This is a genomic window from Nostoc sp. NMS4, assembly GCF_017115095.1.
GTDB lineage: Bacteria > Cyanobacteriota > Cyanobacteriia > Cyanobacteriales > Nostocaceae > Nostoc.
Map to the genome: position 1 here is coordinate 1 of NZ_JABXKI010000175.1, position 22139 is coordinate 22139.

20 protein-coding genes and 1 pseudogene are annotated in these 22139 nt (G+C 42.8%); 11 read left to right on the forward strand and 10 right to left on the reverse strand.

Annotation, left to right across the window (positions count from 1 at the left end; genetic code table 11):
• Positions 1-209 precede the first annotated feature (209 nt).
• On the reverse strand, positions 210-1382 hold the full coding sequence (locus HWQ37_RS14770) for a Re/Si-specific NAD(P)(+) transhydrogenase subunit alpha (RefSeq protein ID WP_292748367.1): 1173 nt from the start codon (positions 1380-1382) through the stop codon (positions 210-212).
• 762 nt (positions 1383-2144) lie between these two features.
• On the opposite strand from HWQ37_RS14770, the gene HWQ37_RS14775 reads away from it, so the two are divergent.
• From HWQ37_RS14775 to HWQ37_RS14810, 8 genes and pseudogenes are all read left to right on the forward strand, one after another.
• Positions 2145-2657: a DUF2808 domain-containing protein gene (locus tag HWQ37_RS14775; RefSeq protein WP_292748350.1), complete on the forward strand. Its 513-nt coding sequence runs from the start codon at positions 2145-2147 to the stop codon at positions 2655-2657.
• A gap of 177 nt (positions 2658-2834) precedes the next feature.
• Complete coding sequence (gene rpmH, locus HWQ37_RS14780; RefSeq protein WP_094350876.1) at positions 2835-2969, forward strand: 50S ribosomal protein L34; 135 nt, start codon at positions 2835-2837, stop codon at positions 2967-2969.
• A gap of 25 nt (positions 2970-2994) precedes the next feature.
• Complete coding sequence (rnpA, locus tag HWQ37_RS14785) at positions 2995-3417, forward strand: ribonuclease P protein component (protein WP_292748351.1); 423 nt, start codon at positions 2995-2997, stop codon at positions 3415-3417.
• Entirely contained in the window at positions 3404-3796 is a 393-nt protein-coding gene (locus tag HWQ37_RS14790; RefSeq protein WP_292748352.1) for a PH domain-containing protein, read from the forward strand. Before rnpA ends, HWQ37_RS14790 begins: the two co-directional genes overlap by 14 nt.
• 183 nt (positions 3797-3979) lie before the next feature.
• Positions 3980-5131, forward strand: coding sequence for a membrane protein insertase YidC (gene yidC, locus HWQ37_RS14795; RefSeq protein WP_292748353.1), 1152 nt, complete (start codon positions 3980-3982; stop codon positions 5129-5131).
• Positions 5128-5655 (forward strand): Jag family protein, encoded by a 528-nt coding sequence (locus HWQ37_RS14800; RefSeq protein WP_292748354.1) that lies wholly within the window; start codon positions 5128-5130, stop codon positions 5653-5655. The genes yidC and HWQ37_RS14800 overlap by 4 nt, the downstream gene beginning before the upstream one ends.
• A gap of 136 nt (positions 5656-5791) precedes the next feature.
• A complete protein-coding gene (locus HWQ37_RS14805) occupies positions 5792-6322 on the forward strand; it encodes a YceD family protein (RefSeq protein WP_292748355.1) in 531 nt (176 codons plus the stop codon).
• A 142-nt stretch (positions 6323-6464) separates the two neighbouring features.
• Positions 6465-6596 (forward strand): annotated as a pseudogene (locus tag HWQ37_RS14810) (IS982 family transposase); the annotation flags it as partial.
• Here HWQ37_RS14810 and HWQ37_RS14815 read toward each other — a convergent pair.
• The 6 genes from HWQ37_RS14815 to HWQ37_RS14840 all read right to left on the reverse strand — a co-directional run bounded on the left by HWQ37_RS14815 (position 6586) and on the right by HWQ37_RS14840 (position 10205).
• A complete protein-coding gene (locus HWQ37_RS14815) occupies positions 6586-7014 on the reverse strand; it encodes a putative toxin-antitoxin system toxin component, PIN family (RefSeq protein ID WP_292748357.1) in 429 nt (142 codons plus the stop codon). The pseudogene HWQ37_RS14810 and the gene HWQ37_RS14815 overlap by 11 nt on opposite strands.
• The gene (locus tag HWQ37_RS14820) at positions 7014-7235 is read right to left on the reverse strand and encodes an AbrB/MazE/SpoVT family DNA-binding domain-containing protein (RefSeq protein WP_094327679.1); all 222 of its coding nucleotides are present in this window, start codon (positions 7233-7235) and stop codon (positions 7014-7016) included. Before HWQ37_RS14820 ends, HWQ37_RS14815 begins: the two co-directional genes overlap by 1 nt.
• 73 nt (positions 7236-7308) lie before the next feature.
• Positions 7309-7446, reverse strand: a complete 138-nt coding sequence (locus HWQ37_RS14825) for a hypothetical protein (protein ID WP_292748358.1) — start codon at positions 7444-7446, stop codon at positions 7309-7311.
• A gap of 120 nt (positions 7447-7566) precedes the next feature.
• A complete protein-coding gene (locus HWQ37_RS14830) occupies positions 7567-8766 on the reverse strand; it encodes a protein NO VEIN domain-containing protein (protein ID WP_292748359.1) in 1200 nt (399 codons plus the stop codon).
• 481 nt (positions 8767-9247) lie between these two features.
• Entirely contained in the window at positions 9248-9625 is a 378-nt protein-coding gene (locus tag HWQ37_RS14835) for a hypothetical protein (RefSeq protein ID WP_292748360.1), read from the reverse strand.
• 187 nt (positions 9626-9812) lie between these two features.
• Positions 9813-10205, reverse strand: coding sequence for a type II toxin-antitoxin system HicB family antitoxin (locus HWQ37_RS14840; RefSeq protein ID WP_292748361.1), 393 nt, complete (start codon positions 10203-10205; stop codon positions 9813-9815).
• Positions 10206-10454: 249 nt separating this feature from the next.
• On the opposite strand from HWQ37_RS14840, the gene HWQ37_RS14845 reads away from it, so the two are divergent.
• The 3 genes from HWQ37_RS14845 (at position 10455) to HWQ37_RS14855 (ending at position 14508) form a co-directional block, all read left to right on the forward strand.
• Positions 10455-11966: an AAA family ATPase gene (locus tag HWQ37_RS14845; RefSeq protein WP_292748362.1), complete on the forward strand. Its 1512-nt coding sequence runs from the start codon at positions 10455-10457 to the stop codon at positions 11964-11966.
• Positions 11967-12253: 287 nt separating this feature from the next.
• Positions 12254-12763, forward strand: a complete 510-nt coding sequence (locus HWQ37_RS14850) for an SH3 domain-containing protein (RefSeq protein ID WP_292748368.1) — start codon at positions 12254-12256, stop codon at positions 12761-12763.
• A gap of 317 nt (positions 12764-13080) precedes the next feature.
• The gene (locus HWQ37_RS14855) at positions 13081-14508 is read left to right on the forward strand and encodes a peptidoglycan-binding protein (protein WP_292748363.1); all 1428 of its coding nucleotides are present in this window, start codon (positions 13081-13083) and stop codon (positions 14506-14508) included.
• Here HWQ37_RS14855 and sbcC read toward each other — a convergent pair.
• From sbcC to glyS, 3 genes are all read right to left on the reverse strand, one after another.
• Positions 14505-17531, reverse strand: a complete 3027-nt coding sequence (sbcC, locus tag HWQ37_RS14860; protein WP_292748364.1) for an exonuclease subunit SbcC — start codon at positions 17529-17531, stop codon at positions 14505-14507. The genes HWQ37_RS14855 and sbcC overlap by 4 nt on opposite strands.
• A 665-nt stretch (positions 17532-18196) precedes the next feature.
• Complete coding sequence (gene murD, locus HWQ37_RS14865; protein WP_292748365.1) at positions 18197-19687, reverse strand: UDP-N-acetylmuramoyl-L-alanine--D-glutamate ligase; 1491 nt, start codon at positions 19685-19687, stop codon at positions 18197-18199.
• An 84-nt stretch (positions 19688-19771) separates the two neighbouring features.
• Positions 19772-21925: a glycine--tRNA ligase subunit beta gene (gene glyS, locus HWQ37_RS14870; protein WP_292748366.1), complete on the reverse strand. Its 2154-nt coding sequence runs from the start codon at positions 21923-21925 to the stop codon at positions 19772-19774.
• Positions 21926-22139 lie beyond the last annotated feature (214 nt).

Here is a 22139-nt window from a genome sequence, read left to right on the forward strand (position 1 = left end):
ATACAAACAAAGCAGCAAGTAATGCCTCTGTCATGAAATCAAAACTCCTTGTATACGTGGGCATTGGGCGTTAGGAGTGCTGAGTGCTGAGTGCTGAGTTAGGAGTTAAGAGTTAAGAGTTAGGAGTTTTGTTTATCTCCTTGTCCCCTTGTCTCCCTTGTCTCCCTCATCCCCTCATCTCCCTTGTCTCCCTCATCCCCCTCATCTCCCTAATTAACCGCCGGTTGTTGAGTATTCAAAGCTTGTAACGCATCCCGCACTCGTTGATTGCGAATTTCACCAGCGTGGGTAACGCAAGCTGCATCAACGATGTCGTCGCCAAAGTCCACCTGCAAAGCTTTGTCTTTAATCAGCAGTTGCATCAACGATGTTACGTTCTTGGCATACAATTGGCTGGCGTGAATTGGCATCGATGATGGGAGGTTGATGGGGCCGATAATTGTCACGCCGTTCCACACAATATCTTTACCTGGTTCGGTGCAAGCGCAGTTACCACCCTGTTCAGCAGCCAAATCCACAATTACTGAACCTGGTTTCATTTGTGCCACCATTTCTTCTGTAACGAGCCGTGGTGCTTGTCTTCCAGGGACTTGGGCGGTAGTAATCACCACATCAGAATTCTTAATGTGTTCGGCGACAACTTCTTGGGTACGTTGTTTGCTAGCCTCAGAAATTTCCTTGGCGTAACCGCCAGCAGCAACGGTTTCTTCATCTAATTTGACTTCAACGAATTTCGCGCCCAAGCTTTGCACTTCTTCTTTAACGGCGGGACGGATATCAAAGGCTTCTACCACTGCTCCCAAACGTCTGGCAGTAGCGATCGCTTGCAATCCCGCTACACCTGCACCCATAATAAATACTTTCGCTGGTGCGATCGTACCTGCGGCTGTGGTTAACATCGGGAAATATTTCGGTAATGCAGCTGCGGCAATTAATACAGCCTTGTAACCTGCTAATGAAGCTTGCGAGGACAAAGCATCCATACTTTGCGCCCTGGTGGTACGGGGAATCATTTCCATACTCAAGGCTGTAACTTTCCGATTTGCTAGTTGCTCTGCCACAACAGGATTTCCCAAAGGATTGAGGAAACTGACTAAAACAGCCCCTTCCTTTAACAAGTCAATTTCTGAGCGTCCATCTTCTCGTTCTTGCGGTGGACTGACTTTCAGCAGAATATCTGTTTCGCCCCATAATTTGGCAGTATCGCTGATTATTGTGGCTCCTGCGGCTTCATAGTCAGGATCGCTAAAAAAAGATCGCTCTCCTGCACCCGCCTCTACCCACACTTCCAAACCTTGTTTTACCAATCGGGCAACGGTGTCAGGAATTAATGCTACACGACGTTCACAAACTTCAATTTCTTTAGCAACTGCTATTCTCATGAAATCTCCTGAAGATAAATACCTAATCTCTGCCAAGTAAGCGATTGTCCAGATAATGCGTGTCCCGCACTCATAATACTTAGGCAGGAACATCAGCCATGAATTTTACTTGTAGATTGAACCTTGAATCTTTCCTCTCCCACTCTTAGCTCTCCAGGCAAAGCCTCACTTTGCCGCCCGCAGATGTCATATTTTCAGATAGTTGCAAACAGGATTATGTATTGCACATCCTAAATTGATTCCCAAGTTTTGCATCTTTATCTTCCGCTTATTTTCGGGATTGAGAAATTTTTGGTATTCCTTTCTTATAGAGTAATATTGACCAAATTTTTGAAGCTTGATAATTTCCCAATCAAATTTTAATGATTACGACTGTGATTCCAACTTATTTTAATCAATTTAGCCTAATTCTAAGTGGCGATCGCTGATGACGCGCCTCAATTTTTATAACAAAATTCTCAAATTTAGATACACTTATACATATTTAGAAACACAATCCAATCCCAACTGTGTTTCTATCTAGTTCAAATTTGACCAACTTAGTAATCAAATCAGGACTACATAAGGGTCATGAAGTAAATTAAATATACGTTTATTTTACTACTAAGTAATTTTACTGTTGCCTAAACTTCAGGTAGGATGACACTTTTTTTTGAAATTAAACGTCCATTGTCAGGAAGCCAGTAGTAAAGTTTAGTTAAGAATACTAACACACAGTTATTTTAGATAACAGATTTATATTTTGGTAGAGGAAGCCCGATTATGCGACGTTTATTTTCTGCTTTAGCCGTGACTAGCTTTTTGGTTACTGGATTACCAGCCTTGACTTTGGCACAAAGCTTACCTGGATTTACCCTCTTTAGCGGTGTCAAAGCCGAAAATCAACTACCCTTCCGGTTAGATTTTGGTGGACAAGCAAATGGTTGGGATCGTTACATATTAAGAATTCCAGCCAAAAGAATGAAATTGGCAGTTGGTCAATTTGCCATTACCTACCCTGATTATTACAAAGGAACTTTTGACCAGAAAAAAATTGAAGTCCGAGTCAAAGGCAAAGCAGTTCCGCTTTCTGAGGTGAAGTGGGACAAAGAAGGTAAACTGATCAATATTTTTCCTCAAGAGCCAGTACCAGCAGGTAGTGCAGTCGAGGTAGTGTTATCTAACGTGAAAAACCCATCCTTTGGCGGAGTTTACTATTTTAACTGTCAAGTGCTATCCCCTGGCGATGTGCCACTACTGCGCTATATGGGAACATGGATTGTGAGCATCAATTAAGAGTGGGAAGTGGCGAGCAAAGGGAGACAAGGGAGACAAGGGAGACAAAGAGATAAATAAAACTCCTAACTCTTAACTCCTAACTCAGCACTTCTTTGCCCAATTCCCAATTCTCTAATAAAGTGATACAATTAGAGATTGTGAGTTTTTATAAAAATCACCTAAGAGGAGAACAGTATGAAAAGAACACTGGGCGGTACTAGCCGCAAGAGAAAAAGAACCTCTGGTTTTCGCGCCAGGATGCGGACACCAGATGGTAGAAACGTAATTAGCGCCAGAAGAAGAAAGGGCCGTCACCGTCTGGCTGTTTAGGGCATATCAAGCTAAAAGAGCATCTGTGGCTTTGCCCAAAGCAAATCGCTTAAAATCCCGAAAGGATTTCCAGGCAGTTTTCCGGGAAGGAATCCGGCGACATGGCTCTTATTTAACATTGAGAGCCTTAAAGCCCTTATGTTCAACAAAACCTTCTCTGGACATTGCCACCCAGGTTACACAAGTAACTGACTCAGCACATCTTGCCAGCACGCGGATTGGCATTTCGATTAGCACAAAAGTCAGCAAAAGGGCAGTAGTTCGCAACCGAATCAAACGGCAAATGACTGCTGCTTTATATAACTTGCTGCCCAAATTATCACCAGGATGGCGGCTAGTATTCATTGTTAAACCCACAGCAGCAGAATCTAAGTGCGTAAGCCCACAATTTCTGCAAGAATTAGAGCAGTTGTTGGCACAAGCTGAGGTGTTCGATGGGAATTCGTGAAGATGTTTATTATGAAGGTGGCCCCCATATTGGGGATTTAATTGTCAACCTGCTGATTGGCCTAACCATTGTCGGGCTACCATTAGCAGTCGGGGCAATTGTCAGGGCATTGTGGCTGCGTTTTCGCATCACCGATCGCCGAATTACTGTGATTGGAGGTTGGCAGGGGCGCGATCGCACTGACATAATTTATTCAGAAATTGTCAAAATTGTCAAAGTCCCCCGTGGCATTGGCTTTTGGGGAGATATGGCGATCACCCTAAAAAACGGCAGTCGTCTCGAATTGCGTGCAATTCCCAATTTTCGGGAAGTCTATGACTACATCAACGAAAGAATTGCCGCGAAAAATCCCGAATATGTCGCCGTTGCTAACAAGTGATGAGGGAGCAGGGGAGCGGGGCAGTGGGCAGGGAGATGAGGAGATAAACAAAACTCCTAACTCAGCACTCAGCACTCAGCACTCAAAATGTGCGGCTATCCGTAGCGAAAGATAGTCGCCGACAAATCATGTATTTAGATAAATTAGATTCAGTTTACAGTACCTCAGGTTGAATTCAGAATAATGGATTTTGGTATCGGCTTTCTCTCGAACAACGTGATGCTGCCAATCATAGATTTTTTCTATGGTATAGTGCCTAGCTACGGATTAGCGATCGTTGCTTTGACCTTGATAGTCCGCTTTGCGCTCTATCCCCTGAGTGCTGGCTCAATTCGCAATATGCGGAAAATGCGAATTGTACAACCTCTAATGCAGAAGCGGATGGCAGAAGTCAAAGAGCGCTATAAAGATAATCCGCAAAAGCAGCAGGAGGAAATGGTTAATGTCCAAAAAGAATTTGGCAACCCTTTGGCAGGCTGTTTTCCATTACTAGTACAAATGCCAGTTTTGTTAGCCCTGTTCGCCACCTTGCGGGGTTCGCCTTTTGCAAGTGCAAACTACAGCGTTAACCTGCAAATTCTTCCCGCAGAACAAATCGAACAAATTCAACCGCAAGCTTTTGCCACTGCACCTCAAAATATTTACGTTGCTGATGGGGAACACGTTAAAGTAGCTGCCATCATTCCCAGTGGTAACAAACTCGCGGTGGGAGAACAAACCAAGATACAGTATCAAACTGTTGAGGGTAAGCCATTTCAGGTACTTTTAGCAGAACATCCAGAAAATAAGCTGGTTCCTGATTGGAAAATTACCAAAGGTGAAGATAGGATAAAAATTGATGCCCAGGGTAATGTAGAAGCCTTGCAACCGGGAGATGTCACCATTCAAGGAACAATTCCAGGATTAGCAGCAGAAAAAGGCTTTCTATTTATTGATGCTTTAGGCAGGGTTGGCGCACAAGATCCAGATGGCACAATCCACTGGGATATTGTCGCCATGATCGTCTTCTTTGGGATCAGCCTTTATGTTAGCCAAATGCTTTCCGGGCAAAATTCCAGTGGTGGCAATCCGCAGCAAGATACAGTTAACAAAATCACCCCCGTCATCTTCTCTGGGATGTTCTTGTTCTTCCCCCTACCAGCCGGGGTACTGATGTATATGGTGATAGGTAATATTTTCCAGACTGCACAAACTTATCTTCTCTCCCGCGAACCTCTACCGGAGGAACTGCAAAAAATCGTAGAAACCCAGGAGAAAGAAGCAGTAGTCACAGAACAAAAAGCATTGCCGTTTGAACCAAAAAGTGCCAAGAAAAAGGCGACAGGGGGATCATGAGCGACATTCCGATGCAGCGAGGTCAGCAGTGGTTAAAAACTCTGCTAGAACTCACTGGGATACCTACTGAGATTCAGGGTCATTTAGAAACTGCCCAATCTCAAGAGGGCGATTCCCCAGAACCAGATAACTACTGGTTGACTATTGACCAAACCAATTTGACCTCAGAACAAATTCAGGTGTTAATTGGTGCTGATGGTTCCGTGTTAGATGCAATTCAGTATTTAGCAAATTCGGTTCTAAACCTCAGCCAACCCTCCGAAGAACAAGCCTCTTACACTGTTGAGTTGAATGGCTACCGGGTCAAAAGAGAAGCCGAAATTCGCGCATTAGCAGAAGCAGCAGCCGATGAAGTGCGCTTTTCTGGTAGAGAAGTAGAAATTAAATCTCTTAGTTCTGCTGAACGTCGTCAAGTCCATACCTTCTTGAAGGAATTTGGAGATTTAGAAACCTTCAGCCGCGGTAAAGAGCCACATCGTCATCTGGTTGTCTGTCCAGCTTCGTTGGAAGGAGTTAGGAGTTAGAAGTTATGAGTTAGGAGTTGATTGAAAACTCATAACCATATAATTTCAAAATTTCTCTTGTTCTTAAGAGATAAAATACATCAGTATAATTACTGGTAATCAAGATAAATTTTAGTGAGGATGTCTCACAAATCCTATGGACGCAATTTATATTCCGCAGCTAATTAGAGCATCGGAGCGAACAGAGGAAGTTCAAGTTGAGGAATTTCTGCCTGGTTTGGAAACGTTAACACCAGTTCGCGGTCATCTGCGCGTGCAGCATCATGGCAATTATCTGGAAGTGTCCGGTCAGGCAGAAACAATTATTACTTGTACCTGCAACCGTTGCTTGCAGCAATACAATCGCCGTTTAGGGCTTGATACGAAGGAAATCATCTGGTTAGACGAAACTGCAAATCAGCCAAATGACTTGCCCTTAGAAAGGGAAGTAGTTCTGGAAGATTTGCTAGAAACCCTACCGCCAGATGGTTATTTTTATCCCAACGAATGGTTGTATGAGCAGATGTGTTTAGCAATACCGCAGCGCCAATTATGCGATCGCAATTGTCCAGGTATTCCTGTAAGTAGTACTGTTGATAGTCCTGATACTTCTGATAGTTCTGAAACTCCAGTTGATAACCGTTGGGCTTCTCTGGAAGCACTGAAAAAGCAACTTCCGGGATCGTAGCTTATTGCTTATGCCTCAAATTCTGTGATTTCCCGCCCGTGCGTAGTTTACCAAACTAGGCATCGCTTTCGGGAATATTAACTCGACAGAGACAGCATGGGTGGCAAATATATGAGGTTTGTAAGATGCGATCGCAAAGTTTATGTCTACTATTGTATCTCGGCTCGACATTACACAAATATTCTGTGATGTAGATGACTTCGGTAAGCAGTGGGAAAACTTATGGCAACAAATACCACTTTTACAAGGCATCACCGGAAAAATTAGGGTGACTGACCATCAATAACATTTAGAAAATCTTCAGTCGTGATAATCGGGCAAGAAAAATTATCTTTTAGACTGAGTAAATCGCGATCGCCGGTCACGAGATAATCAGCCTCACTTACCACAGCCAAAAGTAAAAAAGGCACATCAAACGGATCACGACATTCAGGAATTACAGGCAAGCGGTCGGGCATCGCTACAGCTTCACAAAAGAGTATGTAATCCGATAGTAAATCTTCTTGCTCAGTTGGCGTGAGCTTAAACTTTGGATAAGCCAGCACTCGGATTAACTCAGTTGTTGTCGCTTTAGAAACCAGTGGAGTGAAGAGATCGTCCTGCCATGCCAAACGAAGCCTAGATACTCTGCCCCCAAATATCAGCGCCGAGATGATAATATTAGTATCAATTACCGCCCGTGGACAAACCATTACGATTGACGCGCCCAAGCCACTGCATCAGCCACATCCTGCTCACTCAGTCCTAAATCCGCCAGCTTAGATCGAACCGCATCAGCCCGATGAATTTTTACAGGAGTCAGAATTATTTGCCCACCCTCCACTTTTACCTCAAAATACTCAGCCTCACCGATTTCACGAGTAATACTTTTAGGCAGCGTTAGTTGATTTTTAGAAGTTAACTTGGCGAGCATGACTTGACTCCTAGCCTTTGCTATCAAATGTAAGGATTCCTTACTTGAGTATATACATCCTACCTTACTAAATCTAAAACCCAATCACAGAAACAGCTTTTCTGACAAACGTGTAACTACTGACCCAAAGTATTGTAAGTCCGTTGGCGACGCGATGGCGATCGCACTTCATCAATTCCAACTTATCAATTGCGATTGCTACAACCCGCATGATAGCGTTGGCTGATTAAATCTGCTTATGCTTGCAGCACGTTGACCTCTTGCAGGTATAATCTGCCCAATTAATGCAGGTGGTCATAATTAAACATAACAACCTCGCTCCTTTTCAACTCTAAATAAATATTGGACGTAATCTAGCCATGTATTGAATTGGTTTTAGCTCAAACCGAGACAACATTTCACATCCAGTCCAACAGTGTCCTTTTGGGCTATTAAGTGCTGAAGTCACAACCCAAAGCACAAAATTAGGATTTTTATTTGCCTGCTCAATTTCGTTGGCAGTAATTATAAAAGCTGGTTCTCCTCCAGAAACGCCTTTTACTTCAACATTTTTGACTATGGAATCTTTAGTACAAGTTAAGTCGTAACCTACTTTATCTCTTTCAACAGATAGAATATTCCAGCCATCATACTGTTTTTGTACAAAATCAATTGCGGCTTTCTCAACTTCTTTATTTTTTTTATAATTGCCAAAACCAGCACCTAGAGAAGCCGTTTCTTCTTTTTGTTCTTCTTCCTTTTGAAGTTGAACTATACTTGTGGTTTGAATAGTTTCACTTTCATTACTAGAGTCTGAAATGTTTGAATATTCTGATTCCTCAGAGGTGTTATCAGGTTTTATTTCTTTGATTTCAGATACTTTTCTCGTATTTTGATTATGCAGTAACCTTTCAGACTCCCTCATTGCATTAACGGCTTTTGAATATCCGGGCTGAATATCAAGTGCCTGATTGTATGCTTCAATAGCATCTTGATAGTTCCTCTCATCCTTGTGCTTCTTGCCCTTGTCGCAGAAAATATCAACTAAACGCTTACCATATCCTCTCCTCGAAAGAGGCATCGAATGGGCTTCCCAAGCCGAATCTAAACTTTCACAAAATCTTTCATCAAACCTGCATCCTCCCTGCATAAATGTGAAATTAGCTCCCCTGAACTGAGGCATACGCATTAATGTTTCTTGCTCTAAAGGCTGATCAAAATCAACAATAGAATCTATTTCAACAACTACCATAAAGCTGTTTCCATAGAAGGTATTTAAATAGGCTTCACTTAGATGATTATAATTATTTTGTTTTCTTAACTGCCATTCATCAAGTGCGGCAACAACTTTACCAGCAGCAAAAAAGCCGTGCGGTCTACTGCCTGTGCGTTTAAAATAAGCTTTATCTCCAACTTCAATCTTAGTATTATTTCCGCAACTCCACGTAGTATAATAAAATTCTCCAGAAGTAATTTCTTTCTTTGCCTCTTTTATGTCATCACGGATGTCAATTTCAGAATTGTCATTGCACAAAAATATTAACGTTTTCATTTTTGATAAATATAATTTTGATGTTAGCTGTTTTCAGCTTGACCTTTCTGTTTTAGTCAGGCATCGGTAATTACATCACAAATTAATAAAGACTTGATAAACGGCTTTCAATTTACATAAGCTATAAAAATGGGTGGACACTGCCACCCATAAACCTACTCTTTGGTTGGTTCCTCGAACTCTGCGATCGCACTACCATCCCCCCATGCAGGTGTTCTTGTATTTATTTATAAGAAAAATTGCATAACTAATGCAGGTTGTAACCTTTATCCAGTATGCAGTTGAGAGTATTTCTAGATGAAAAAAATCTGCACAGAACTGAGAGGTAGCTACAAATCAGGGAGAAAGTGACCCAATAAACCTGCTATGCAAGGGTTACAGTCTTTTTCGCTGTGCGGGGACAATCAAAAGCGATCACTGTTGTTGTTTTTATAAGCTATACCAGTCCAATAAAACTGCTGTGCAAAGGTTACAGGCATTTCTACCAACCTCTTGCGTGTATTTTCCTGCACACATAGATCATGCCTTTTCCACTAGCAGAATTGGCATCGAAAGTTACTTGTTTATTTGATTCACTTTCTTCTAATGGTCGCCCTGACGCGCTAAAAGTTTCTATTTGAGTCATTGTTAGCTGGGAATCTCCACAAGCAGCGTTAAAAGTTACTTGAAGTATTCCGTTTGCATCTTGCGTTATTAGCTTAAATTGAGTTCCTTCTATATCTTGCGTATCTAGCAAGATAGCGTCACCTGCTTTATTCGTACCCATATTTAAAAATCTTTCAGCTTGTTGTGCATTGGCACTACCAGCTATTAAAATTACAGAGATTAAAGTGAATGCTGTAATTTGTTTTAGGAACATATATTTTGGGGTTGTTTAGCTGTTTTCAGCTTGACCTTAATAATTTTTGAAACCCTCAGTAATTACATCAAAAATTATATGAAGACTTGGTGAATTGTTTCTGATGGCATAAGCTATAAAAATTGGGTGGACACTGCCACCCATCGACCTACCCTTTTGTTAATTCCTCAAACTGTGCGATCGCACTTTAGTATTTCTTCGTTGCACGGGGCGTTGCATCCCTGCTATTTATATCTAATTCGCGCTCAGTACGGAGTTCCTGAGCAAGACTTGCAAACTCGTCATCTCCTTCAAACATCCCAATAAAATCTGTCCAAGGATTATTGGCAACTTCTAACGTCAGTACTTCAATATTTGCCAGTCTAACTCTAACTTGCTCTTGTACAGCCGCGATGCCTTCTCTTGTCAGAGACGCTACGCGAACGGCAACCCCAAAGGGGAACGCATCCGAACGGGTTTCAGCTTCGGCTACACAATCAGGCAACTCTGGCACTGACGCGATAAAATGCCCCTCGGATGACTGTTCAACCAGAACATGAAGAGACAGCCTATTCAAACTTGTGACTCTTTGAAGATTCATAGACAGCGATACTAGATTCACTTTCCCCATAATTATGCCTTAATCAAAACTCAAATACCTGATGCAAATAGGCATTGAGCCGAGATATGAACGAAAAAGGTAATTCAGAAATGTTTACTTCTAAGTGTATTATAAAAATCTTGATTTTTCGTTAGTCCACGGAGGCGGACTTTGTTTGTGTAGCAGTGAATTCTATTCGCCTAATATTTTGCTGAACAATGAGAGAATAACTAATAACCACAGCTATATATGAACTTCCGTGAAGAGTTTAAACTGCTGCTACGCGCCCGCTACCCTTTAATTTATATTCCCACCTATGAGGAAGAACGGGTAGAAGCAGCTATCCGGGAAGAAGCAACCAACCAGGGTAATCGCCCAGTGTATACTTGGGATTTTGTCGATGGCTACCAAGGAAACCCCAATGATGCTGGGTTTGGGCGGCGTAACCCGTTGCAAGCTTTAGAATTTATCGAAAAATTACCAGCTTCCGCACCAGCAGTTTTGATTCTACGAGACTATCATCGCTTTTTAGATGATGTTGCGATCGCACGCAAACTTCGCAATCTGTCCAGACTCCTGAAGTCGCAACCAAAAAATATTGTCCTACTCTCACCGCGCATCGCCATCCCTGACGACTTAACGGAAGTGCTGACAGTTGTTGAGTTTCCCTTACCCGCCGCCCCAGAAATTAAAACTGAGATAGAACGCTTACTACAAAGTACTGGTAACTCCCTTTCTGGCAAAGTTTTAGATGATTTGGTGCGCTCTTGTCAAGGGCTTTCGATGGAACGGATTCGCCGGGTTTTGGCAAAAGCGATCGCAACCCACGGAGAATTGCAACCAGAAGACGTTGATCTAGTTTTGGAAGAAAAGCGTCAAACTATCCGCCAAACCCAAATCCTGGACTTCTACCCCGCCACTGAGCAAATTTCTGATATAGGGGGACTGGATAACTTGAAAGACTGGCTGATTCGTCGGGGAGGTTCATTTACTGATAAGGCGCGACAGTACGGATTACCGCACCCCCGTGGTTTAATGTTGGTGGGTATTCAGGGAACTGGTAAATCGTTAACAGCAAAAGCGATCGCTCATCACTGGCATTTACCTTTACTACGTTTGGATGTGGGCAGGTTATTTGGTGGTTTGGTGGGCGAATCAGAATCTCGGACTCGCCAAATGATCCAAGTAGCTGAAGCCCTCGCTCCCTGTATTTTGTGGATTGATGAAATAGATAAAGCCTTTGCTGGACTTGGTAGTAAAGGTGATGCCGGAACAGCCAGCCGTGTGTTTGGCACTTTTATTAACTGGCTAGCCGAAAAAAGTTCACCCGTGTTTGTCGTCGCTACCGCCAACGACATCCAAGCTTTACCGCCGGAAATGCTGCGTAAGGGTCGATTTGATGAAATTTTCTTTGTGGGATTGCCCACTCAAGAAGAGAGAAAAGCAATTTATGATGTTCATTTATCCCGACTGCGCCCCCATAACTTAAAAAGTTATGACATCGACAGGCTAGCTTATGAAACACCCGATTTTTCTGGGGCAGAGATTGAACAAACTTTAATTGAAGCGATGCATATTGGATTTAGCCAAAACCGCGACTTTGCTAACGACGACATTTTAGAAGCAGCAAGTCAGATCATCCCCTTGGCGCGAACTGCTGTAGAGCAAATTCAGCAACTCCAAGAATGGGCAGCAGCTGGGAGAGCGCGTTTAGCATCGAAACACAGTCCTTTGAGCGAACGCCTCCGGCGTAATACGTGAACCCGAAAAAAAACGTAGAGATGTAGCACTACTACTTCTCTACAAGGGTTCTGGATAACGCATATTTAATTTCACCAGATGTCTATTCAGCATAGCTACAATAATGAATTAATCAAAAGTCCATAGTTAACGATCAATTATTATGGACTTTTGATTTTGATGGGTTACTTGCTTCTCTACTTGTAATCCTTGAGAGTCAGTTCTAACGGCACTCCTTTCAATAGGAGGACAAGAAGCACGTGACTGGCTCCCCTTCACCCTTGACTCTTGATAATCAGGTTTTAATTATGTTGTCTGGCTTTACAAAGTTTATACTGGGGTTTTTCTTAGCGATCGCTGTTTTAGTAGGTGGCGGTGTTGCAGTTGCACTCTACTTTATGAATCGTACTGGTATACCCCCTGCTAAACCAGTTTTTTCCAACGATAGTCCCTCGGTTAAAGCCCAAGCTCCAAAAGCAACTGAGCCTGGAGGAGGTAAATCTACCCTGACATCTGGAACTCAGGCTCAATCATCTCCAAGCCCAACCTCTACTCCTACAGAATCACCAAAGGCTACCCCATCACCAAAACCATTGCCATCAGGAGCTTACAAAGGGCGTGTTAGTTGGGCTGAAGGCTTGAGTTTGCGATCGCAACCAAATCAAGAAGCCGAAAAGATTGGTGGAGTTAGTTTTAATCAAAAAATTATTATTTTGTCAGAAAGCGATGATAAAGCTTGGCAAAAGATCCGTTTGGAAGGTAGCGAACAAGAAGGTTGGGTGAAAGCAGGTAATACTGAAAAAGTTGATGGACAATAGCTTTGGGCGCTAGGAGTGCTGAGTTAGGAGTGCTGTTAGCGGTAGCGGGGCGTTTAGCCCGTGCTGAGTTAGGAGTTAGGAGTAGAGACGCGAAAAATCCAAGTCTTTCCAAGAGTTAAGAGTTTTGTTTATCTCCTTGTCTCCCTCATCTCCCTCATCTCCCTTGTCTCCCTTGTCTCCCTCATCTCCCTTGTCTCCCTTGTCTCCCTCATCTCCCTCATCCCCAAGACACTTACTTGTAAAGAATCATACGAAAAGTAGTTATTACATAGAGAAAGTGGTATACTTTTTTATAGTCATCTAACTTGAAAAAGCAAGTGAAAACAGGGCTAGCTAACTATTTAATCAAGCTCGCCTCAGTCTACGAGGCATCCGAAAGCATTAAGGTTGTTCCTATCGTAGTTAATTTCAAATTTTTAAATTGGAAAAAGTTATCAACCGGTGCTGCAATGCGTTTTTTGTCTGTGGCACTGATTACTGGGCTTGTGAGTATTGCTGGGCAAGCTTTAGCACTTCAGAAAATAGGAAGTAATGGGCCGGAAGTTAGCAGTAGCCAGAGATGTTTAAAAAAATTAGGCTATTTTAATGGCCCGGTGACAGGTAAGTTTGCTGCCTTGACTCAAAATGCTGTGATCAAATTCCAGCAAGCTAATAGAATATCTGCTGATGGAGTTTTGGGTATTAGTACTCAACGAGCCTTGCAACGAGCCTGTCAAGGTAGAAGTTCTAATAGAAATATAGCTGGCGCATCGCGCTCGGCAGTTGGTCAATATCCTGTTCTTTCTCAAGGCAAAACTGGTGCAGCCGTCACAAGGTTACAACAGCGTCTGCGACAGTTAGGCTACTTGAATGTTAATCCCAATGGGAATTTTAGCCCAAAGACTAGAGATGCTGTGATCAAATTCCAGCGAAATTATGGTATAGCTGCTAACGGAATTGTAAATCGGCAAACTTGGAATGCATTACTGGGTTCCTCTCCAAATCAAGCTAGATCCTCTAGAACGTCTAGATCATTGAGTCTTTCTACTCAACAAGTGAGAGAACTACAAGTGCGTTTGCGACAGCTAGGTTATTTTAATACTAATCCTACTGGGACTATTGGCCCAATAACTAAAAATGCTGTGATCAAATTCCAGCGAAATAATGGACTACCTGTTGATGGCATCGCCAATGCCCAAGTTTTGGACTCAGTGCGTAGAGTCTCTACAGGTGGGACTCTACAAGCAGGTAGAAATTATCTAACTGTAGGCGATCGCGGCGAAAATGTCAGATTAGTTCAAGAGCGTTTGGGACAGTTGGGTTTCTCTAATACTAATCCTGATGGACTTTTCAACGATTACACCAGACAATCTGTGATGGCATTCCAGCAATCTTCTCGAATTAATTCTACTGGAAATGTAGATTGGCAAACTTGGGAAGCATTAGGGTTGAATGGTTCAGATGGGGGCAATTATACTGAGAATAATAATCGCTATGCATTACCTCTACCTCCTAATAATGACTATGTAGTACCTGTTACGAATGGCAACACATTGGTTGCTAATAATCCTTACAGAGTAATAATTCCTATTTCTAGTAATGATACTCTGAGCAAAGTGCAACAATACATACCCAGTGCGATCGCCGAGCAATCCAATCTAGGGGATTATGTGAATGCTGGAGCATTTAGTGATCGCGCCCAAGCCGAAACGCTAACGAAAAAGCTCCGCTCATTAGGTCTTGATGCACGGGTAAAATACAATTAAATTGACAAGCTCAACTGTGAACCTTCTTGCGTTTTATTCACTTCAATCCGGGCTTGGAAGGCTTCTTTGAGGTGGGGCATGTGGGTAACGGTGAGGATACAGGCGAAATCGGAAGAGATCGCATTAATCGCGGCAATCAAGCGATCGCATCCTTCAGCATCCTGTGTACCAAAACCTTCATCCACAATCAACAATTGCAACGCCGCCCCCGCCCGTTGCGCTAATAATTTTGCCAAAGCTAAACGGATGGCAAAGTTAATTCTAAAGGCTTCACCACCTGAGTAAGTTTCATAAGATCGCGTTCCTCTAGAGTCGGCGATTAAAATATCTAAGGTGTCTATCAACTTGGCATTTTTCTTGGTTGATTTCGCACTGCGTCCAGCTTTTTGAGTAATAAATTGTACATGAAACTGATTCCCACTCAACCGCGAAAGTAGTTGGTTTGTCTCAGCTTCCAGTTGTGGTAACACATTCTCAATCATCAGTGCTTGGATACCATTTTTACCAAAAGCTTGCGCTAATTCCTGATAAACACGATATTCCTGCTTGCAAGATTGTAATTGCTGCTGCTGTTGTTCGTATTGAATTTGTAGCGTTTCCAGTTGATGCGCCAGTTGTTCTAAACGCCCCAACTTTGTAATTTGCTCATCAAGTTGCCGTCTGCGGATTGCTAACTGCTGCTCTAAAGTTTGAATTTGGGCAGATGGGTTAGCTGTTGCTTGTAGTTGCTGGATAATACTTTCAATTTGTCCGCCGAGTTTTTGTCGCTCGGTTAATCTGGCGGTTTTAGATTCCTCTAACTCTTGCAACCTCGTCTGGAGTTGGGGATACTGCTGCTGGGCTGATAGCAGTTGTTGATACCGCAAATGCCAAGATTGAGCTTTTTTTACAGCTATACGCAAGTTGTTGTGCTGTTCAGAACTGTAATTGATTTCGGCAATGTGACGCTCAAGAGCCGCGATTTGTTTAGCACATTCAGAATCAATCTGATCTTGCTGGATTCTGGCTTGTAATTGGGCAATACTAGCTTGTAGTTCTGGTTTTCGGGCTAATAGTTGCGCTTGTCGCTTAGTCGCATCTTTAATTTGCCCTTGTTTAATTTCTGCCCATCGCCACCGCTCAACTTCGCTCCGAGCTAAGGCGTGGTCTTGTTCATTATAATTAGCTTGTTGCAGATATTGATCTAGCTGCCGGAGTTCGGCTTGTTTATCGGGAGCGTAATCACCAGCTTGGAGCGATCGCTCTAAATGCTGTTTTTCAGCCGCAATTTGTTGTAACTGTTGTTGCACATCAGTTGTCGCTTCTAATTGTGCAGCTAACTGTCCCCTTTGTTCGCGCAAACCATCATAACCCGCCAACTGTTGGGATATATCACGATATTCCTGCCTAAGTACCTGAATTTCTCTGTCAGATACAGCCATTTGTTCCCGCACTACCCAAAACTGCCCTTGAGTATCCTCTAACTCACTTTGGGTTTTTTCCACCACCCGACTCCAGTGATGTTCATCTAAAGGACGCTCACATAATGGACAAAGTGATTCAGGATTTTGGAGCATTTGCAATTTCTGCTCTAATTCTGCCAGCAGTTTTTCATAATCCCGTTGATGAGCTTGCAGACGTTCGATAAAATGCCGCCTTTCTTGCCCTTTTTCTTGGACTCGTTGCAGATAAACCCGCTTTTTCTCCAGTTCCTCAATCTGAATTGCCACATCCATCACCGCTTGCTGTAGTTGCGGTTGGCGGCGGTGCTGGCGTTGTAATTGATTCTCAGTACTTTGGAGTTGTTCGAGTCGCGCTACTAAACCTGCATGAGTGCGATCGAGTTGGCTTTGTAAAGTTGCTCGTTGTTGCAACAAGGGAGTAACTTGCATTTGCAGTTGATCGAGACGAGTAAGATGGTGACGGGCTGCGGCTAGTTGTGACAAAGCGGCTTCTACTTCACCAGATTTAGTTAGAGTTTGCTGAATATCTCGCTCTTGTTGTTGCAAAGCTTCTAGCTGCGCTTGGGCTTGTTGCAGTTGCCGTTCGATTTCGTGAATTTGTTTGGTAAGCTGTTGTTGCTTTTGTTGGCGAGTTTGCCCTGCGCGGGTGTATTCTTCAAATTTGACAGCAAAAGCTTCTTCTTGAGATTGGAGACTTTGATATTGGGAGTATCCAGCTTTAATCTCAGCTTCTTGGTGTAAGATTTTTTCTAAATCTGCTAGTTGAGAGCCAATAGCTGATTGTTCTTGTTGGAGGCGATCGCAATCTTGAGTAAGATTTTGGTATTGCTGCTTTACAAAATTGAGTTGTTGTTCCCAATTTTGGCGCTGGTGCTGGAGAACTTGCAAATTTTGCAATTGAATATTATCAAAAGCTTGCACCTGTTGCAGTTGGTTAAGTTCGGCTTCTAACTCCACTCTTTGCGCTTGGGTTGTCTCGCGTTGTTGCAACTGAATTTTAATCGAATCCAAAGAACGCTCTAACTCTAGCGCCTGTGCTTTAAACTGACGAGAAGATTCCTTAGCCCGTTCTTCCAAATCATCATATTGATTGAGTTTCAACAACTCCGCTAAAATTTCTTTGCGTTCTGTGGGACGCTTGAGCATGAATTCATCTGCACGACCTTGACGTAAGTAGGCAGAATTAATAAAAGTATCATAATCGAGCTTGATGTGTTCTAAAATCAAATCCTGAGTTGCTCTTACCCCTTTGCCAGTGAGTGAGCGAAACCCAGATGGTATTTCTATTTGAAATTCAAGAACGCTAGTACCTCCCCGAATTCGGGTACGAATCACCCGATATTTTTGCTGGTTACTTTGAAAAGTAAAATCAACCCGAACTTCTTTCGCACCAGAATAGATCACATCATCTTCAACAGTGGCGCGGCTTTCACCCCAAATCGCCCAAGTGATTGCTTCTAAAAGAGAAGATTTACCCGCACCATTGGAACCACAAATACAAGCCGTATGCAAACCGCCAAAATCTAAAGTTGCATCACGGTAACTAAGAAAGTTTTTGAGGATAAGTTGTACTGGGATCATTCAGGCTATAGCGCCACATCTACGTTTTAATAATTAACAGTACAGATGCACTGTTTGTTAGTTTAGCTATCTAGATATCAGGTTTCTAGTCTTGAAGACATCAAATTTACAAAAATTTACAATATGATCAGTGAATTTTTCTTATTGCATGAAAAAATTTTGCTGTCTTCGGAGAAAAATGAAACTCTCCTGGAGGCTTTTGTATTTCTTTCTGTTGTCAGAGAAGAAAACATTCTTATTTGATTTGTGAGAATTGAAAGTTACAGATCCCTGACTTATCAAATACAACAGAATTCAGGAGTCAGAATGGGCTACGCCCCGCTACGCTAACAGAAGTAATAAATATCATCTCCGGTTAAACACTTGTCATTGCGAGCTAAACAAAGCAATCCCAACACCCTTGCAATTGCTTCTCTACGAGACGCACTCGCGTTCGCTGCACTTCATTTTCATTTTGTTCGCAATGATATATCAAAACTAATTTACCGGACATGATATAAAACAGGCTTTATACCTCAATACAGTTCAGTTAAGCAATTTGTTCCTTCTCTTTCTTTTCTCTGCGTCGCGCCAGTTGCTTCTCCCAAGGGGAGACGCTGCGCGAACAAGTCGGGAAACCCGCCCAACGCACTGGCTTCTCTGCGCCTCTGTGGTTCGTTTAATGCTTATCGACTTTGAACTATGGACTCTTGACTAGAGCTTTCAAACTCTGTAAGCTCAGATATAGCAGGTTTCCAGCCTCCCGCCCAAGCAAGGCATAGATGACGGAAGCGATCGCCCCGCACCTCAAAATTCGGGTACTGATCAAAACTCGCGCAAGCCGGAGATAGCAACACCACAGGCGCTTGATACTGCTTGGCTAATTCTGCGGACTTGGGAACTGCCCTTTCCATAGTTTCCACAATATGGTAACTATGATATCCCACTTCTTGCAGACGTTTGGCAAATGCGGGCGCAGCAGATCCAATCAATAACACAGCAGCAGTTTTGGTTTGAATTTGTGCTAGCCAGCCAGTATCATCACCTGCTTTGGCTTCTCCGCCAGCAATTAAAATTGCTGGTGTGTTAACGGATGCTAAACCAACTTCAGCAGCATCATAGTTAGTAGCTTTGCTGTCGTTAATGAAATCGATACCTTCCCATGTGCAGATATGCTCCAAACGATGAGCAACACCAGGAAATTCTCGAATTCCCCGTGCGATCGCATCACGATTAATTCCTGCTAATCTTGCTGTTGCTACTGCCATCAAAAGATTTTGCTGGTTATGTTCTCCCACCATTCGCAAACTAGATACCTTCACAATCGGTTCTGGTGCAGAGGTTGCAGTCAATTTTTCCACAACCCAGCCGTCTTCGATGTAAAAGCCTTTTTCACTAATCAGAAAATCTTTTCCTTTCACACTTGTCCAATAAGCATCAGGCCAAGCACTTAAACCTAGCTGGCTCAAGTAGGCATCATCACCATTGAACACTTGCAACTCAGACTGACGTAATAACTTGGCTTTGATGTTGTAATAGTTTTCCAAAGTCTGATGGCGACTGAGGTGATCTGGTGTAAAAGTTGTCCAAACACCAATCCGGGGAGCAAGAGAACTCGAAGATTCTATTTGATAGCTACTAACTTCCGCAATCACCCAATCAACATGATTTTGGATTTTAGATTTTGGATTTTGAATTGGAGTTTCCTCACCTCTGCCCGCCTGAGATAGGGCAACCTCACAAGCAGCGTAGCCGATATTACCGCACGCAGGTGCATTTAATTCTGCTGCTTGGAAAATCGCAGCAATTAAAGCCGTGGTAGTAGTTTTGCCGTTAGTGCCAGTAATTCCTACCCAAGGTAGCGATTGTAAATTTCGCCAAGCGAGTTCCATTTCCCCAATGGTTTCAATACCTAATTGGCGCGCCTTAATTAATACGGGAATATCCCAAGGCACGCCAGGACTAACGACTATTAATTGGGGTAAATTAGCAGCATTCAATTCTAGGGATTGTCCTAGTTTAACGGTTATTTGCTCGGCAGCGAGTTCTTGTTGTTGTTTTAGGAGGGTTTCGGAGGTGTTGCCATCACTCAGCTCCACCTCCCAACCTTCCCTTTTCAACAATCTCGCCGCAGCAACACCGGACTTTCCCAATCCAATAACAGTAGCTCTAGGCATAGATTGCAGCAGAGTGTCCCTGGTTAAGCACTCCCTATACTAGCGTTTCTTGGCAAAAATTACACAGGTTTTTGTTAACCTACGCTACAGATTTTTGACGATCGCACCAAAGTCAGCTAAAACACGGGCATGATTGCGAACTAATCCCAGTAAGTGTAACCGATTCCGCTTAATTTCTGGATCGGAGTCCATAACTAAAACGCTATCTGGCCCATCAAAGAAGCTACTAACTGCCGGAGCAATTTTTGTTAATGCTGCTACTAACAGTTGATAATTTCGTGTCTGCTGTGCTGCTGAGGCAAGCGGTACCGATTCGATTAGGGCATGATACAAAGCGCTCTCAGAGGGCTTTTGGAATAATTCTGGACGAACTACAGTTGTTGGTTCTAGCTGTTTTGTATCCAAATCACCTTGAGCGGCTAATCGTGTGGAACGGTTAACGGTTTCGTAGATGTTATCTAAAGTACCATCGTTGCGGATTTGTTGTAAGTATAAGGCGCGATCGCGGACATCCAATAAATCTTTTAATGTCCGTTCTGTGTATTCTGGATCGTTTTCTCCTAAAACGGCATTTACTAAGTCGTAATCTATCTGCTTTTCTTCTTGCAGTAAAGTGCGGATACGTTGCAAGAAAAACTCTTGTAACGCTGTGGTTAATGATGCCCGATCTTTGTGAAATTTGGCTGCAAAGTCTGTTGCTATTTGTGCCAATAAATCATCTAAATTTATTGGTAAATTATGAAACCAAGTAATTTTAACTACGGCATTAGCAGCACGACGCAAAGCAAAGGGATCGGATGAACCAGAGGGAATTAAACCTAAACCAAAGATACTCACCAAGGTATCCAATCGATCAGCCAAACCGACAATTTGACCTATGAGTGTTTCGGGTAAATTGTCACCTGCTCCCGTTGGCAAATAATGCTGATAAATTGCCTTTGCTACTTCGGCATCTTCACCACTGGCTAAGGCATATTTTTCTCCCATAATTCCTTGCAATTCGGGGAATTCATACACCATTTGTGTTACCAAATCTGCTTTACATAATAAAGCAGCCCGTTGGATTCTTTGGCTTTGATTTTCCGCTAATTCTAATTGGCTACTAATTTGCTCGGCGATTTTAACTATTCTATCTACCTTGGCACGTACCGAACCCAATTCTTCTTGGAAAGTGACTTTTTCTAACTGGGGTAAAAAGCTTTCTATTGGCTTAGTTAAATCGGCTTCATAGAAAAATCTGCCATCAGCTAATCTAGCACGAATTACCCTTTCATTCCCGACAGCAACAATATCTGATTTTTTGGGATCGCCGTTAGAAATAGTGATAAAATTGGGCAATAATTCTTGCTCAAAACTCCCTGGTTTGAATACAGGAAAATAGCGTTGATGAGTAACCATAACTTCAGTAATTACTTCAGTTGGTAATTCTAAAAATTCTGGTTCAAATTTACCAACAACTGCGGAAGGACATTCTACAAGGTTGGTTACTTCCGCTAACAAATCGGGGTAAATTACTGTATACCCGCCTAAATTCTCTGCGACTGCCTTTACTTGTTCTTCGATCAGATTTGCCCGTTCTTTTGGATCGACGGTGACATAAGCAGACTTGAGAGCGGTAACATAATCAGTAGCCTGGGCAATTGTCACAGGTTCAGGATGTAACACCCGATGACCTTGAGAAATGCGATCGCTCTGAATCGTTTTAGAACCATTAACTAATTCTAAAGGCAGTACTGTCTCATCTAACAAAGCTACCAGCCAACGAATTGGTCGAGAAAACCTCGCATCCCCATTCCCCCAACGCATCAACCGCTTACCTTCTAAACCCCAAATCCACTGGGTAACTAGTTCTGTCAAAATTTCCGCCACAGGACGACCGGGGATTCTTTTTTGCACAAAGACAAATTCCCCTTTGTCAGTGGGGCGAAGGAACAGCGAATCTAGTTCCACACCTTGCTTTTTGGCAAAACCTGCTGCTGCTGCTGTCGGTTGACCATCTTTAAAGGCAGCTTGGGCGGGAGGCCCTTTAATTTCTTCTTCTCGGTCTGGTTGCTGTGATGGTAGACCTTGAATTACTACCGCCAGCCGCCGGGGAGTACCGTACACCTGGACACTTTCGCCCTTGAGACTGTTTGCTTCCAGGCTTTGGGGAATGCGTTCCTGCCATTGCACTAAAGCATCACTGAGAAAACTTGCAGGTAGTTCTTCTGTACCAACTTCTAATAGAAACCCAGGCATATAACACTGTTTTCAACTTTGCGTAGCTCAACTTTATCAGTTATTATCAGGCGATCGCTCGTGATTTTTAGCTGAATCAGTCATCGAAGAGAACAAAGGGAAAACCCCATAGTTAAATGGGGGATGGAAGTTAGGTCAGATTGGATTGTAAAACATCGTTATAGACTTGGCATTTTATGCAAAACTTTACAAAAAAAGTGCTTCTCTTTACAGA